Annotated in this window: 11 protein-coding genes and 1 tRNA gene; 3 read left to right on the forward strand and 9 right to left on the reverse strand. The window is 36.1% G+C overall.

Going from position 1 to position 16,885, the window contains the following annotated elements; genetic code table 11:
- Window positions 1-2,710, reverse strand: a 2,710-nt coding sequence (locus EDM02_RS00575; protein WP_148053543.1) for a sodium:solute symporter family protein, incomplete at its 3' end; no start/stop codon positions are given.
- A gap of 431 nt (window positions 2,711-3,141) precedes the next feature.
- Between EDM02_RS00575 and EDM02_RS00580 the strand changes: the two genes are divergently transcribed.
- Both EDM02_RS00580 and EDM02_RS00585 read left to right on the forward strand, forming a co-directional pair.
- Window positions 3,142-3,213 (forward strand) — tRNA-Gln (locus tag EDM02_RS00580).
- 70 nt (window positions 3,214-3,283) lie between these two features.
- A complete protein-coding gene (locus EDM02_RS00585) occupies window positions 3,284-4,681 on the forward strand; it encodes a ClpP family protease (protein WP_123662234.1) in 1,398 nt (465 codons plus the stop codon).
- Window positions 4,682-4,794: 113 nt separating this feature from the next.
- Here the strand turns inward: EDM02_RS00585 and EDM02_RS00590 are convergent, their stop codons facing one another.
- The 5 genes from EDM02_RS00590 to EDM02_RS00610 form a co-directional block, all read right to left on the reverse strand.
- Entirely contained in the window at window positions 4,795-5,253 is a 459-nt protein-coding gene (locus EDM02_RS00590; RefSeq protein ID WP_123662236.1) for a YcgN family cysteine cluster protein, read from the reverse strand.
- Between the two features lie 18 nt (window positions 5,254-5,271).
- Entirely contained in the window at window positions 5,272-5,880 is a 609-nt protein-coding gene (locus EDM02_RS00595) for a CDP-alcohol phosphatidyltransferase family protein (RefSeq protein ID WP_123662237.1), read from the reverse strand.
- A 1,750-nt stretch (window positions 5,881-7,630) separates the two neighbouring features.
- Complete coding sequence (locus EDM02_RS00600; protein ID WP_123662239.1) at window positions 7,631-8,593, reverse strand: M23 family metallopeptidase; 963 nt, start codon at window positions 8,591-8,593, stop codon at window positions 7,631-7,633.
- Window positions 8,594-9,061: 468 nt separating this feature from the next.
- Window positions 9,062-10,981 carry a molecular chaperone DnaK gene (dnaK, locus tag EDM02_RS00605; RefSeq protein ID WP_123662242.1) on the reverse strand — a complete coding sequence of 640 codons (1,920 nt, stop codon included), beginning with the start codon at window positions 10,979-10,981 and terminating at the stop codon, window positions 9,062-9,064.
- A 545-nt stretch (window positions 10,982-11,526) separates the two neighbouring features.
- Entirely contained in the window at window positions 11,527-12,057 is a 531-nt protein-coding gene (locus EDM02_RS00610; RefSeq protein ID WP_123662244.1) for a ferritin, read from the reverse strand.
- A 280-nt stretch (window positions 12,058-12,337) separates the two neighbouring features.
- Between EDM02_RS00610 and EDM02_RS00615 the strand changes: the two genes are divergently transcribed.
- Window positions 12,338-13,813 (forward strand): Npt1/Npt2 family nucleotide transporter, encoded by a 1,476-nt coding sequence (locus EDM02_RS00615; RefSeq protein ID WP_123662246.1) that lies wholly within the window; start codon window positions 12,338-12,340, stop codon window positions 13,811-13,813.
- A gap of 44 nt (window positions 13,814-13,857) precedes the next feature.
- On the opposite strand, the gene EDM02_RS00620 is transcribed toward EDM02_RS00615, so the two are convergent.
- The 3 genes from EDM02_RS00620 to EDM02_RS05890 all read right to left on the reverse strand — a co-directional run.
- Entirely contained in the window at window positions 13,858-15,159 is a 1,302-nt protein-coding gene (locus EDM02_RS00620) for a lipopolysaccharide biosynthesis protein (protein ID WP_221179578.1), read from the reverse strand.
- Window positions 15,160-15,492: 333 nt separating this feature from the next.
- On the reverse strand, window positions 15,493-16,326 hold the full coding sequence (gene tsf, locus EDM02_RS00625; protein ID WP_123662250.1) for a translation elongation factor Ts: 834 nt from the start codon (window positions 16,324-16,326) through the stop codon (window positions 15,493-15,495).
- A gap of 81 nt (window positions 16,327-16,407) precedes the next feature.
- A partial coding sequence (locus tag EDM02_RS05890) for an uS2 family ribosomal protein (protein WP_260214913.1) occupies window positions 16,408-16,885 on the reverse strand: 478 nt, incomplete at its 5' end.

Here is a 16,885-nt window from a genome sequence, read left to right on the forward strand (position 1 = left end):
GCAAGCAAACAGGAGGTATTTTGTCCATGATATCGTATGCTGGTAGAATATTTTGTGTGCTATCATCGGTACTGATCGAAAATGCCAGGGCGGGCAAGGTAAGCATTTTTTTCCCGGTTTGGGTAACTATTGCATAATCGTAACGTAAAGTGGTATCAGAAACGGTTAACGTAACCATATGATCTGCAGCTTGTGGACATTTGCTAATCTCCCATATATTTAAGGTTAAAAAACATTCAAAAAGTGAAGGATCTGTTAATAGCTGTGTTACTTCTGTGTGGTTGCGCAAAAGCAATTGCATAGGCTCCCCTAACCCTCGAATGACCCCATAAACTTTTAAAATAGTGGGTTCGATTTCTATTGGCTTTACTGCTTTCTGATTTAACTCTAGGCTACGTTCTTCCTTAGCTCTTTGTAATAATAAGCTGCTAAATTTCTGCAGTTTATGCATAAATAGATTGATATTTTCTCCCAGTTGTTCTTGACCATGGGTATAAAGATAGTGACAAGGTTTTTGCAGCATTGCACCCATTTCTTGCAGCAGCTTGCTACCATGGGTCATATCTAGCCTGGACCAGTTGGCTTGGTTATAAATGGCTTCTAAAGCGATGCGTCGTTCATAATTTCCCCTAAGCTCTATAACTTTGAGTTTAGCGTTAGCTTTATCCCGTAAGTGTTTATAGGTACCCAAACCCACCATTGCTGCAGTGATTAGCAGCATAGCAAAAATTAATTCTATAGAAATTTCGTTATATCCAGCCCAGAAGCAGTTCCAAAAAGGAACGCTAGGCGGAATACATAAATGGGTTATTATGGCTATCCCTAGCATAGCCATGCTTATTTCTAAAGACAAAAAGACGATACCCAAAGTTAGATTAGAGACAAATAGGGCACAAACCATAGGGCTAAAATGGCCCAATTTTGCAAATTGTAGGTTAGCTACAAAAAGTAGCATACCTACCAATCCAGGCCATAGCCAATGGAGAAGGGCGTTGCCCTCTTTCTTATAGGAGTGAAAAGTGGGATAGATGACTAAGATCGTTCCTATTGCCATGGAAGACATATATCCATAGACATAAGGGAAGAAATAATCTTTTTGTATAAAACAAAGGGCTATAATGGTGCTGATGATTACATAGATACCAAATAATATAAAGGTGCTTCCCTTTTTAGGAAAAAGTGTTTTTCGATATGATTTGGTAAATGGAAGGGTAAGCCGTTGTAAGCGTTCCTTCCACCACTGTTTGGTGGCTTGATTTTGTAAATCCACTGGACTATGTTCTTTAATGCCCACCCAGCCCGTATGCGGGCATTGAGGGAGTATATAATGGATAACCAATAAAATAAGTGCACTAAAAAATAGTGGTTTAAAAATGTTCTGTGATGATATAAGTTGATTGGTATAATATATACGGTAAATCGCTAAGATGATATTTATACCCATACTACATAGGACCGTAATAGATCTGGGTCTAAAACCAAAACAAGCCATGAGGAAAGGAATAGAAACAACCGGGCCATATATACTAGCCGTTTTGATAAATAATTGTGCATTATTCCTTGTATGTAAGACTAAAAAAAGGCTAATGATTCCTATTACAACAGAAGCCACCCGCACAACCTGGAGTGAGGGCTTACCAACTCGTTTAGTTAAACTACCCATCATAGGCCATACATCATTTGCAAATAAAACAGAAGCCGCGTGTAAATTGGAATCAGCGGTAGACATAAGCAAAGCTATAATAGTAGTTACTAAAATACCACGCATACCCGGAAAGTAAGGCAGACCTATAATGTAATGGAGTACACTTTGATTTGGTTTGATCACATGCCCACCTACATATAAAGCTATTGCCACGCTTAAAAAAAGCATAGGTAAAATGATTCGGATGATAGCGCTTTTGCTAAAAACTTTTGCAGCTTTCCATACAGAAGGTGCCATATAAAAACGTTGAATAGGTGCAGGATTAAAAGAAAATACAAAACTAAAAATAAAATAGGCAAGTACCTTGCTTATGATTCCATTGTTCCAAATATGCATTTTGCCTATGTTAAATTGTGGCATATCCATAAGTTTTTGCCATCCAGCTATTGGATCTTTGGCATAGTATAAAAGTACAAAAGAGAGCATAGGAAAGCAGAGGCCAAAAAGAAGAAATTGATAAACATCTGTTAGAGCTACCGCCCTAGCTCCTCCAAATGTAGCGTAAAAAACTACTAATGTAGCTAAAAATATAGCTGAAGGAGTCGAAAATAGGGCTGTTTCAGGAAATAAAATAGCCGTAATGTTTAGCCCAATTTTGATCTGACAGGTTAACAATGTTATCGTCATCATGATACCAAATATTCCTGTAAGCATTCGAACCGTTGGACCATACATGCTTCCCATAGACTCAGCTATAGAAAGGTGGCCTACAAATTCCTTCATTCTTATAATTACAAATCTGGAGGCTAAATAGAACGCAATAGGATGTACTAAATCCATAATCAATTCATACAAGCCTAGATCATAATATATATTGAGCCTAGAACTTAACATGTTGCCTCCATAGATAGTGGCGATTAAGGAAATGGTAATGACTAGGTTAGTCATTTTTCTATTGCCGACCGCATAATCTTGAAAGGTTGTGATTCCTTTACCGTAATAAAACCCAATTGCAAGCGTTATGATTAAAAATACCCCTACAATTACTAAATCAATGTTTACCATAATTAAATATTTATATTTTGCTAATACCTAACAATGGTTAAGGTAATCTAGAAGAGGTCATTTATGCAAATGAAATGGTCCAGTATAAACATATATGTATAAATATTGACCTTTTTATAGTAAAAAAATCAAAAACAAAAACAATAATGTATTTCTTATAGCGCGCAACACAATAGAACCCATTTCTGTTTAATGTGGTATGGGTAGCAAGCGATATCATAAAAGGAGAAATGGCAATATGGAAATTCCACACGCATGAAGGATATGGGATAGGGATACTAAACGATAAAAAGCATGCACTTCCTTACTTTTTTCTATACAAATGTATATATTTGTATTCTACGAGTAGTAGACAGAGTCTGCGGTGAGTAAACGGAATCTACTAAGTAAACGGAGTCTACGGTAAGTAATAAGTAAGGTAAGTAATTGATTGTCCGGTAGTGTAACGGCAACACGTCTGGTTTTGGTCCAGAAGACTCTAGGTTCGAATCCTAGCCGGACAACTGAAGGGATATGTCACTTCTACAGGTAGAAAACAAGTAATTTACTAACTAAATAAATAATTTTAAAATTATGTTTTATCTAAATTATAAATATGGATTAGGGTTGTCGTTTTTGCTACTACTAAGCAGTAATGAAATAAGTGTAGCCAAAGTGGCAAAAAAAGAGGTGAAAAATAGCCCTGCTAAAATTGGTACAACTGCTAAAAATAAGCTAAAAAATGTATTAGAAGCAGAAAGCACCAAAAGCACTACTGACGGTGATACAAATGATACCATTGCTAAAACCAAGCTTAAAAATGCATTAGACGAGGAAAATGCGCTTAATCGTGCCATCTTAGAAAAAAAACTTTCAGCTATTTCTGCAAAAATTGCGCAACTTAGTCTTGAAAAGGAGCATAAGCGTCTACGTAAGGAAATAGAAGAAGAGGATATCCGAGAGGCACATGAGAAAGCCATACGGTTGCTAAGAATGGAAAGAGAAAAGCTTGCTGCTGAAACAGAACTGGCCCAAGCTAAGTTTACCAAACAGATGGAGCAATATAGTATCCAGATAGCTGAGCTAGATAAGAAATTACAATTAGATAGGGGACAGACCCAAGTGCTGCAAGAGGCCAAAAATCGATTACAAGCAGAAATGGAAGGGTTAAATACTAAATTAGAGCGAAGCAAGCGCATTGAGCGGAAGCCTGTTTATCTTAAGGATCCCTTGCGTAAAAAAGATAATGTATTGGTGCTTTCGGATCGTTGCATTCAACTAGATGGCCATATTACGTGCTGGAAAGCAAATTATATAGTAGATCAAATTCAGTTTTTTAACAATAAAGATAGCGTTTATCCTATTTTTTTAGTCATCGGTGTCTCACCAGGTGGTAGTTCATGGGCAGGCCATAATATTTTACAAGCCATTGAGCGTAGTAAGGCACCGGTTTATGTAGTGGTGAGACAATGGGCTGCTTCTATGGCCGCAATCATTGCTACATTGGCACCTAGATCTTATGCTCTTCCAAATGCAGAAATTCTGCATCATCAGGTTGCGCAACTTGTTTTTTATAGATATAGACTAAATGTTAGGGAAGCACAGGAGTTGTCTGATGAGCTTAGGAAGGACTGGGAGCGTCTAGGCGGGCGTATAGCCAAAAAAATGGGGATATCGCTTAAAACGTTTGACAAGAAGTTATATGAAAAAGCTATGGATGGCTGTTGGTCGGAGTATGCGGATCAGGCTAAGAGGTTAAAATGGGTAGATGTAATCGTAAACGGTATTGAAGAAAGTGCCGTAAGTGTGCTCCCAGATGCTGCAGATTATACTTTAGAAAAGTATTCCAAAAACTATTTGGGTACTAATCAGACGGTAGATGGTACTAAATCTGTTGATCAATTGTATGGCTATCCCTTAATGCCACATGATTTTGATTATAGCTATAGGCCACCTCATCAGCAGCAAGCTCAGCTGATGGGAAAGGAATAATATTGTATCCGTTCACCTGCGTGGCAGTCATGTTTTAAAATGGCTAATATTGCGCTTTCTTTATTGCTAATGGGTACGAACACGAATACGCATGCCATACCGCTGAACGGATACTAACTTACTTCTTCTTCTAGTAAATATTCTATAACGGGTTTATTTACTAATGCTGGGTGAACGGCATAGGCTCTCACTGAATTACCACTCTTAACAGTAGATTGCGGATCTTTCGTAATCAATGGATGCCAATCAGGTAATGTTTTGTTTTCGTTTACTAAACGATAGGCACAACTTTTTGGTAACCAGGTAATGGTTTGTATATTTTCCGCATTTAATTTTATACAATCGTCTACATAGCTAAAACGCTCCTTATAGTTGGAGCATTGGCAGCTTATGGTATTGAGTAATCGACAACAAATCTTTGTGGTACGTATTTTTTGGGTTTCTGCTTCTTGAATTTTAAGTAAGCAACATTTTCCACAACCATCACATAAAGATTCCCATTGCGAAGAAGTCATTTTTTTAAGTGGTGTATGTAACCAAAATGGTTCACTAGGTTCTTGATCATTTTTCATAATAACGTTATTTATGGGTTATATTTTAGTTAGTGATTTCCCTCCAACAACCAAAAGCACTATGCTTATTAAGCTTTTGACAAATGCAATAGGTAAAAAAAGACATACCATATATTTTATTAAAGATATCCCAAATAGCGGTGGGCCTGTCCAAAAAGTATTTATATAGAGAAGTATATAAAATGCTTCTTTTCCGAAACACATCATAAAAAAGAAAGGTTTTGAAGTATAGTAATAATTCAATATGGGGTTTTGGGAAGCCTTGTGTGTTTTTGCTCCGCTTAAAGCGGCTGTATGCAGATAAAGCCAATGAGAAGAAATATCCAGCATAGCAACCATTTGAAAGAACAGTATCCAAGAAGGATATAAATAGCAAAATAGCATAAGAAGTCCAAGTAGTGCACACCTATCGATAATTTGATCAAGTAGAGCTCCAAAATGACTGGTTTGTTTGCATATTCTAGCCAGATATCCGTCAAGCATATCCATAGAAGTGCTTAAAATATAGAGCAATATTGCCCACCAAGAAGGGTATTTATACATAAAATACCATGAGAGTAGAGCTAATATAATACGTATATAGCCAATTAAATTTGGATAGAAAAAAAAAATATTTACTTTAGCCATGATATTAATTTTATTATGATGTAAATATAACGTATGTGCCCTATGATCCCTTTAGCTATTTGCTGACATGGTTCATTTCTAGGAACCCCTAATATAGATAACTGTATAGTCCCATCCAAATTATTTGGGTATCCGTTCGCCCAATGGCGTCAACTTAAGGCAATTCATGATTAGCCTACCCTCCTATTCTACTTGGTTATCAATAACAGCTAAACCTTAAGTTGACGCCATTGTCCGTTCGCCTGCGTGGCAAATTTTTTAATTTAATTATTTAATTACTAAATTATTTGTTTGTTATTTTTTTTCTTGATCAAACAAAAAAGTATCCGTTCAGTCGTGTGGCCTATGCGTATTTAAAATTTTTTGTTCGTATCTAGCAATAGCGCAATAAAATGTAAGTTTATAAAAAATGCGCCTTGAACAAGGATTAGAAAATTTACAGGCTGTAAGCTAGTAGGAAATCAGTCGTATCAGTTCAGTGGTGCGGCCTATGCGTATTTGTTCGCGTTCGTATTTATAAATAGCGCAATAATGTAAGTTTATAGAAAATGCGCCTTGAAAAAAAATAAAGCTGTGACTAGAAAAGAAAGGCTGCAAGTTGGTAGTAAATCAGCCTGTTTGAGCCTACTCTTCGTCTTTGAAAAGCTGGCTGCGTTCCGCTTCGGGATTCAGTGTACTCGCATAGTGGGGTATCCGTTCAGTGGAATGGCCTATGCCTATTTTTTCACGTTCGTATTTAGAAATAGGGCAATAATGTAAGTTTATAAAAAATGCGCCTTGAAAAAACTGTGGAAAGAAAAGAAAGGAAAAAAATCAAAAGAAAATCATTTTGTCTGAGCTCCGTAGGAGCGAGATTTGATTTTCGGTTTTTTTCCTTTCTTTTCAGCAGTTTTTTCACCAGCGCTTGATTTTTTTTGGCTACTTTTTTTGATCAAGCAAAAAAAGTAGCTTTAATTTCTATACCATAATAGAAAGGCTTTGCGGATGAAGAAAGGAAGTTGTTTAATTTTGCTAAAAAGTCTAATAGCAAAGTGTTTGTGTTTGATTTGCCGNGGCTGAATACAATTTATCTTTAATTTCCGAAATAAAATTTTCCCCTAAAAACTCTTGCATAAAAAAATGTATCATACACTTTTTTATGAAATAATAAAAAAAGAATTTATTCGCTAAATAAGAAGCAATGTAGCAAATGTAAAAAAAATATCCTATTCTACTTGGTTATCAATAACAGCTAAACCTTAAGTTGACGCCATTGAGTGAACGGATAAAAATATTTTTGCCACGCAAGTGAACGGATATTTCTTTTAAAGCTACTTTTTTTGTTTGATCATAGGTACGAAGTATCCGTTCAGTCATGTGGCTTATACGTATCCGTATTCGTAAACAATTAGAAATAGGTACAAGTTCAATTATGTGGCCTATGTGTATCCGTGTTCGTCAATTAGCAATAGTGCAATAGTGCAATAGTGCAATATTATAAAAAATGCACCATTATAAAAAATGCGCCTTGAAAAAACTGTGGAAAGAAAAGAAAGGAAAAAAATCAAAAGAAAATCATTTTGTCTGAGCTCCGTAGGAGCGAGATTTGATTTTCGGTTTTTTTCCTTTCTTTTCAGCAGTTTTTTCACCAGCGCTTGATTTTTTTTGGCTACTTTTTTTGATCAAGCAAAAAAAGTAGCTTTAATTTCTATACCATAATAGAAAGGCTTTGCGGATGAAGAAAGGAAGTTGTTTAATTTTGCTAAAAAGTCTAATAGCAAAGTGTTTGTGTTTGATTTGCCGCTTGTTTACATACTTCATCATGTTCAGCTGCAGACAATTCTGCTGCAAAATATTGAACTGGATCCACCCGATTCCTATTTTGGAAGATTTCATAGTGCAGGTGGGGACCTGTTGAAGCACCTGAACTACCCACTGTGCCAATTTGCTGCCCCCTAACTATTTTTTGGCGTTCTTTAACCGTTATGGAATACATATGAGCATAGAGTGTTTGAAATCCATTGCCATGCTCCAGTAGTAGATGATTACCTAGTCCTTTTTTATCATTTTTTAACGATTTAACATATCCATCAGCAGCAGCATAAATAGGCGTATACATGGGAGCAGCAAAATCAACTCCTTCATGCATTTTACGTATTTTAAATATTGGATGCAAACGCATACCAAAAGATCCTGAAATTCTTTTTAAATGCTTTTTAGATAGGGGAGGGAAGGTAGGTTTAGATTTCAATGTACTGACATGTGTTTTAGCCACTCCTAATATGTAATCGTAAGATTTTTTTTGAATGTTTAACTTACTAATGAGTTGGTCTACCTTAGACAAGGTTTGGGCAATTAACGTCTCTTTGCCTAAGTGGGCATATTTATCTACGCCTCCCATACCCGCATCACGTTCTGCAGTGGAAAGCGGATTTCTATTTAATAATACCCTGAGCGTATCTTCGCGTTCTTGTAACGCATTCAATATTTTTGTGCTGCTTTCTATTCTTCTTTGTATATCAATATAATAAGTTTTTAATTTTGTATTGTCCGCTAGTAGTTCAGCTTCTTTAGGAGAGACAAAATGACCTTTATAGTACCTGACTATGGCACTAGCTAGCACAAGCGATAAAGCTATAAAGCCACATCCACGTAAGATACATGCTAATATAGATGTTTTTATGCTCTCATAGCTACAAGTAGCAGGGTTATAGTAGTACTTAGCCTTTCGCATAAAATGTATATAATCATATATATAAAATAGGGACCTATAGGTCCCTATTCAAATCTACTAATTTTAGGCTTAATAGGCAACTGTTATATCAAAAATTGTGGCTTATTCAGAAAATATGTGTCCGTTTACTTGCGTGGTAGCCATATTTTATAGATTATTGATGATTTTATCCATTTTTTAAAAAACTGTTTATTTTAAAGCTACTTTTTTTGCTTGATCAAAAAAAGTAGCCAAAAAAAATCAAGCGCTGGTGAACAAAGCTGTTAAAAATTCAGTCTGAAAGCTGAAAATCAGAACTCGCCCAGGCCTGTAGCCTAGGGCTCAAACAGGCTGATTTTCTACTACCTTTCAGACTGAATTTTTCTAATCACAGCTTTGTTCAAGGCGCGTTTTTTATAATCTTGCAATAATGCAAGCCATACAAAACGCGCATGTGAGCAAATACCTCTTAACGGGTAACATGGGAAGTTATTTTACCTCTTCAAATTCAGCATCTGCCACATTGTCTTCCCCTTCGCCCGTTTTTCCTTGTTCTTGCGTAGTGGCATTTGGCGTTGCTTGAGCGGTCTGAGCTTTTTGATAAACTTGCGTCATTATCTCACTCCAAACCTTCTGTAAGGATTGCAATTCCTTATCTATTGTAGCAAAATCTTTTTCCGCATGCGCTTTTTTTAAGCTTGCCAAAGCAGGTTCTACATTTTTCTTATCTCCCTCCTCAATTTTATCACCCAATTCTTTGAGTTGTTTCTCTATTTCAAATATTAAAGACTCGGCTTGATTGATTTTATCTATTTGCTCCCTTTCTGTTTTGTCTGCAGCTGCGTTTATTTCTGCTTCCTCCTTCATACGTTTGATTTCATTTTCCGTTAACCCAGACGAAGCTTCGATGCGAATTTTCTGCTCTTTTCCAGTGCCTCTATCTTTTGCAGAAACATGTAATATGCCATTAGCGTCTACATCAAAAGCGACCTCTATTTGCGGACCGCCTTTGGGAGCGGCTGGTATATCAGATAAGTGAAACTGGCCAATGGTACGGTTATGCTTTGCCATCGGTCTATTGCCTTGTAGCACATGTACCATAACTGAAGATTGATTATCTGTAGCGGTAGAAAAAACTTCAGATTTTCTAGTTGGAATAGTAGTATTTGCCTCGATTAATTTAGTAAACACACCCCCTAATGTTTCAATACCTAACGAAAGTGGAATTACATCAAGCAGAAGAATATCTTTTACTTCTCCAGTTAATACACCACCTTGAATCGCAGCTCCTATGGCCACAACTTCATCAGGATTTACCCCTTTTGAAGGTTTTTTACCAAAAAAGCGTTCTACTTCTTCTTGTATTTTTGGTATACGAGTGGATCCACCTACTAAAATAACTTCATTAATCTTATTACATGGATTAGCCATATCACCAAAAGCATCTTTTAAAGCTTGCTCACAAGGCCCTAATGTACGTTTAACCAATGGATCAACCAATTGTTCAAATTGTGCCCTAGATAATTGTTTTACTAAATGTTTAGGGACGCCATCAATAGCCGTAATGTAGGGCAAATTAATCTCTGTAGTGGTTGCACTAGAGAGCTCAATCTTTGCTTTTTCTGCTGCTTCTCTTAGACGCTGTAGAGCCGTTGGATCTTTTCTTAAGTCTACACGCTCTTCTTTTTGAAAATTATCTGCAAGCCAATCAGTTATTTTTTGATCAAAATCATCTCCACCTAGATGAATATCTCCGTTAGTTGATTTGACCTCAAAAACGCCATCACCTAACTCCAGAATTGAAATATCAAAAGTACCACCTCCTAGGTCAAATACCGCAATGGTTATATCTTTATTTTGCTTGTCTAGGCCGTAAGCTAAAGCAGCAGCAGTAGGTTCATTAATAATGCGTTTTACGGTAAGGCCAGCTATTTCTCCTGCTTCTTTAGTGGCTTGCCGTTCTGCATCATTAAAATAAGCAGGTACCGTAATAACAGCTTCTGTAACAGTAGTACCTAAATAATCTTCTGCAGCACTTTTCATCTTTTGCAAGATAATAGCTGAAATTTCTTGAGGCGTATACAGTCGATCACCTATTCGTACCCGAACGGTATTGTTACTCCCGGGTTCTATTTTGTAAGCCACCTCTTTGATTTCGTTTGCAACGCTACTGTAACTTTTACCCATAAAACGTTTAATGGAGCTTATGGTATTGTGCGGATTTATAATCGCCTGCCGTTTAGCAGGATCGCCTACTTTACGCTCACCCTGCCCATTGTTTAAAAAGGCTACTACAGATGGCGTAGTTCTTTTTCCTTCGTTGTTCGCAATGATCACTGGCTCATTTCCTTCCATGACCGCTACACAGGAATTTGTTGTTCCTAAATCAATTCCAATTATTTTTCCCATTTCTATTTCGTTTGAATTGTATTGATATTTTTTCCTCTATTTTCTATGTACAGTACGCTATGTACAGTACAGAGGGATTTAATAATTTATTATTAAGTTGATATAAAGTCCTTATAACTTATTATAAAGTTAATACAAAGTCCATGCCAAATTGGGCACACCTAGGAAGCTATGTCATTTTGACATAATTGATCAAAAAATATATTTTCATCTTCCGATATAAGGAAAATAACAGGCCTTTATACAAGGAGGAGGGGAGGGGAGGGAAAATATTGTATCCTTCACTTGCGTGGCAGAAATGTTTTTAAATTAATTATTTAATTACTAAATTATTCGTTACTTTTTTTGATCAAGCAAAAAAAGTAGCTTTAAAAGAAGTAGTTTTAAAAAAATGGACATCAATTATTAATTATTAGCCATTTTCTGTAATCTATATAAAATATGGCTGCCATGCAGGTGAACAGACACCTTAATATGTAAAATATCTGTATATCAATATTAAATATATATTTAGAACAAAAACTCAAAAATCTATTATTGGGTGCTTATACAGATTTCCCATTTGCAGCAAAGCCAATAGCTTTATCAATTTCGTAGAGTCCGATGCCTTCTTGAGGAATGAGGTCAAATAAGTCTAAATTTCTTCTGGCTGTAGCCTCTTCTTCTATCTGTTCTGTAACAAACCATTGTAAAAATCCAAAGGTAGCAAACGACTTATGCACTAAACAATAATCTACTAAGGTATGAATAGCTTTGGTAGTATGCATTTCATTTTGTAATGCTTGCAGAAAAACTTCTTTTAATGAAGAAAAAGTATCCAATATTCCTGTTGTAGTTTTGGGAGCTAATGCATGGCCGCCAGCATTATTTACATAATGCATAATTTTAAGCATATGATGCCTTTCTTCTTCAGATTGCTTATATAAAAAGGAGGCTGCATACATATATTTTTGCGCATCGGCCCATGAAGCCATTGCTAAATATTGGACTGATGCATTATATTCCACCTCAATTTGTGCTTGCAGTAACACTAGAACGTCCTCACCTAAGATACATTTTAATTTTTTATCATTCATATTCAATATAATATTTATTTAAATGGTTTTCTTTTTTGAGTTTGTCATATGCACCCTACATGACAAGATCAAGTCCTGTATATCTGCTATTGGGTTGCAGCATATCATGCGCTATTACAAACCTATGTTAGCCATAAACAGAAACGACTCGGCAAGCATACAATAAAAAATATTTGTGTTTATTTTAATTTGTAGGGTAGCCATACAAAAATATCTATATATTTCATTACATTGCATTTAATTTTATAAAAGTAATGTATTTTTGGCCTATTTACCACTTATGACACAGTACTTTTTTTTATCGTATCTTAAAAGGTGGTTACAATTTATTTTTCCCATAAAAAAAACTGAAAGAAAAAAAGTTGTATTGTTATTGTTTTTAAAATTTCTTATTTCTTTTGTTTACTGCATTCTCACCGCGCTAAAAGATACTGCACTTATTACAGCCAGTCATTCTGCTGCTGAAGTGATTCCCATTGTGAAAGGTTCTATTATTTTTCCTATTTCCATAGGAGCGCTCGTATTATATACCAAGTTAAACAATCACTACAAGCAATCTACCATCTTTTATGGTACCGTCCTATTTTTTTTAGCCTTGATCCTTTTATATGGATTTGTTTTATATCCCAATGCAAACAAGGTAAGCCCCCATACTATAGCGGATGCATTGAGTATATATACAGCTGGTAAACACCTCCATTGGATTGCTGTATTTCGCCATTGGATTCATGTATTATTTTTTGTGGTTGCAGAACTTTGGGGGCAAATAGCCCTGACGGTGCTCTATTGGAGTTTTGTAAATAGTGTATGTACTATACAAGATGCCAAACGATTTTATGCCCTACTAATCGCTGCCGGAGATGTGGCACTGATTAGTACAGCTCCATTGATTATAGCTTATACTCAAAAATATAGCCATATTGATTTTTTATGTACTGTGCAAGTATTAATCGGATATGTTACTTTTTTTTGTTTAATAATCATATTTATATACTACTTGGCCAATCGCAGTATAAAACGAGATATTCCCGTTGGACTAGGTAAAACGTCTACAAAACTTCAGTTATCGCTTTGGGATAGCCTAAAGCATGTTGCCTCTTCTCGATATTTAGTAGGCGTAGCTATTATGGTGGTTTCCTGTGGGCTTTCTATTAATATTGTGGAAGGCATTTGGAAATCTTATCTCAAAGAACTATTTCCAAAAGCCGCAGATTATCAAAGTTTCGTATCAGAATGTACTTTCTGGACAGGCATTATTGCCCTAATCTTCTCTCTCTTTTTTAGTGGGGGTATGTTGCGCAAATTTGGCTGGAAAGCAACTGCACGTGTGACGCCAGTAGTGGTTGGGGTGATGGGGCAGCTCTTTTTTTTAATGAGTTACATTAAAAATAATGTATTGTATTTAACAAATTGGCTAGAACCTAAATTGATCCTATACATTGCCATTTTTGGCGGTATCCAAAATGTAATAGCTAAAGCTGTAAAATATGCTTTTTTTGATAAAACAGCCCAAATGGCTTACATACCATTGGATCCAGAAACTAAAATTAAAGGGAAAGCTGCTGTAGATTTGCTAGGCTCTCGTTTGGGAAAAGCAGGCTCCTCCTGGATTCAAATTGCATTGCTAGAAATTTTTCATACCAATAGTATCCAGCCCCTTTCAGGGGTATTGTTTATATTTTTACTAATAACCACTATTTGTTGGTATCAATCTATCGATTATGTCGATAAGAAGCTTACATTACTTGAAGTATAAGAGCACTGAAAAACTGAACTTCCGAACAAAACTTACCTCCTTCTTTATTCATAAAATTTATACCAGACCATGCCCATTATAGAAAAGACAACCAGGATGGTTATATTAAGGAATAGGTAGGCCCAGCCTAGACCTAAAAAAGCGAATCTTTCTGGCCATAAGGAGATTTTCCCTATCGCTAAAAAGGTAAATAAAAGAAGCAAAAATGCTTTTTTATGATATTGTATGGGGTAGCATTTTTGACCTATATAATACCCCAGTAGCGTCATAGCAGTTGCGCCACTAATATAGGCGTAGACACAGCCCCAATGGCCCCATATCGGAATTAATAGCAGTGACATCACTAAAATAACTAAGCTGCCGAAAGCATTTATCCAAGTATTGTACCGTGGATTATTGCTAAGCTTAAATGCAACACTAATGTTATAATAGATGCCTAAAACAATGTGCCAAAATGCCAAGTAGGGTACGGTATCAACTGTATTGCGATAATAGGTATTAGGAATGATGATTTTTGCAATCCACTTTATATTTAAACTAAAAAGTAGTAGAGATATGCAAGCTGCTAGTATAAACAGGTACATAACTTGACCATATAATTTGGTGGCATTTTTGCGATCTGCATTAGCAAAAAAAAATGGTTCTGCAGCATATTTAAAGGCATGAATCCCTAGTGTTATAAATAGCATAAGTTTGGAAGAAATACCAAAACTGCCCAATATTTCCTCCTTAGTAGAGGTCGCATAAAAATTACTGGGTATCAATCTTCGAAATAGTAATCTGGGCAATATTTCACCAATCCGAGCAAATAGCGTCGTAAAAAAAAAGGTTGAGCCATACGCCCACATCATTTGTACAGTATTGCTATTCCAAATCAATCGAAAACCCTTGAACTGCGGTAATAAAAACCCTAAAGTGGCGATATTAGACAGCAAATTGGCGATAAAAACGGCATCTAAAGTATTTAATGCTATGGTTATATTAAAACAGCTATAAATCGAATGCTCTATAGAGATTAAACAACAAGGAAAATAGAGTAAGATAAACGAAAAAAAAACGTTAGTAAAAGCTTGTAAAAATTTTATCAACAGAAATTGCAAAATTTTTTTTTCCACACGGAGGCTTACATAAGGTATAGCCAGCAAAGTATCTAACGTAAGAATAGCAGTTATGTAGTAGAAATAACGTATATGGGATAAGTGGTCAGTTATTTGTGCAATTTGTGGTGTATAGATGATTAGGGAAATTGAAAGTAAAACACTAGAAATCAATAATATTGTTATAGTCGTATTGAAAGTGTGCTGTCTTCCTAGTTTATATACAAACCTACAATAGGCCATATCCATAGATAAAAGGAAGAGTACATGACCCAAGGAAATGTAATTTCCGTAAAATTCTGTGATGATACTATATTCACTGGTAACCAGTATATTCGTTTGTAGTCGTAAAACTAGATAAGAGCCTCCGCGTACTATAATACCGCTTAGACTGTACATAATTGTCTCCTTAGCAAGGGTTCTAACCGTATTATGCAGCATTATTAAGGTGTTCGCTCACCTGCGTGGCAGCCATATTTTATAGATTATTGGTGATTTTATCAATTATTAATTATTAGCCATTTGCTGTAATCTATACAATATGGCTGCCACGCAAGTGAACAGATACTGCAAGAGTAGCTACTATGTACCTACACTAATACGCCTAAATGCAGTAACCGTTAAAGCTGGCGCAATGGATTGAAGATACTGTGCTACAGTCAATTTATTATTTTTCACAAATGGTTGCTGTAATAGTGTGTTTTCTTTAAAAAATTTATGCAATCTACCTTGTATTATTTTCTCTGCTTTATCTACCGTATATCCTTCACCTATTACCTGTTCTTGAATAATAGCCATTTCCCTAGCCACTATAGATTGGTCAATTTGATCCGTATCCAGCGCTACTGGATTCATGGCAGCTATTTGCATAGCCACATCTCTTCCTGCAGCTATTACATTTTCTCCCTGGGCACCTTCCAAAAGTACCAATACCCCTAAGCTATTACCTGTATGTATATAAGATACCGCTATCTCCCCTTGTAACCTTTCATAAATAGAAATAGTAATTTTTTCACCTATAGTACCAACAGATGCTATAACGGCTTCTTGAACAGTTTCCTTCTTCAATGGCAAACATTGTAGTGCTTCTATAGAAGCAGGTTTATATGCTACTGCACTTTCCAAGATAGATGTACCTAATTCTAAAAAAAGCGCATTTTTAGCTACAAAATCCGTTTCACAGTTCAATACCAATAAAAATGCCTCTGTATGGTCACTGTTTGTACAAGCAAAAACCGCTCCTTCACTTGCATTACGTGCCAAACGATCTGCAGATATTTTTTGTCCTTTTTTTCTAAGTAGATCAATAGCCTGTTCAAAATCACCTCCGGATGCGTTAAGGGCATTTTTACAATCCATTATTCCTGCACCTGTTCTTTTCCTCAGTGTAGCCACATCTTGTGCTGTAATTGCCATATGAAAATAATTTGTATAAATACAATAGAGATTGATTAACAATCAAAAAAATGCTAAAATAATTCAACCAGCCCTTCCCTGCTACGATTCTGTTTTGGGGGGCTGATCTGTAGGAGGCATAGATGCGTCTTGCCCAGGATCAGCTATTGCAGGGGCTGCAACCGTAATAGGCGTAATGGATACGGCGTGTTCCTTTGTTGGGGGCTGATCTGTAAGAGGCATAGATGCGTCCTGTCTAGGATCAGCTATTGCAGGGGATGTAGCCGTAATAGGCGTAGTGGATACGGCTTGTTCCTTTGTTACAGAGCTCGCAACTTTAGTTTTGGGAGAGGGGGTGCTTTGTTTCATTACTACACCTTGAATTACTTTTATGCCTCTTTTAGGCGTAATTTTAGTTCCTGTGCTACTCAACTGTTCTTCCTCTTTAGGCACAGTTTCTACTTTATCTTTTTTGTATGACTCTATCCCTTCTCTAATGGCATCAGCCACGTAACGAACTACAATATCAACAGAACGAAATGCGTCATCATTACCAGGAATAGGAAAATCAACCGCATCT

Source organism: Candidatus Cardinium hertigii (assembly GCF_003788695.1).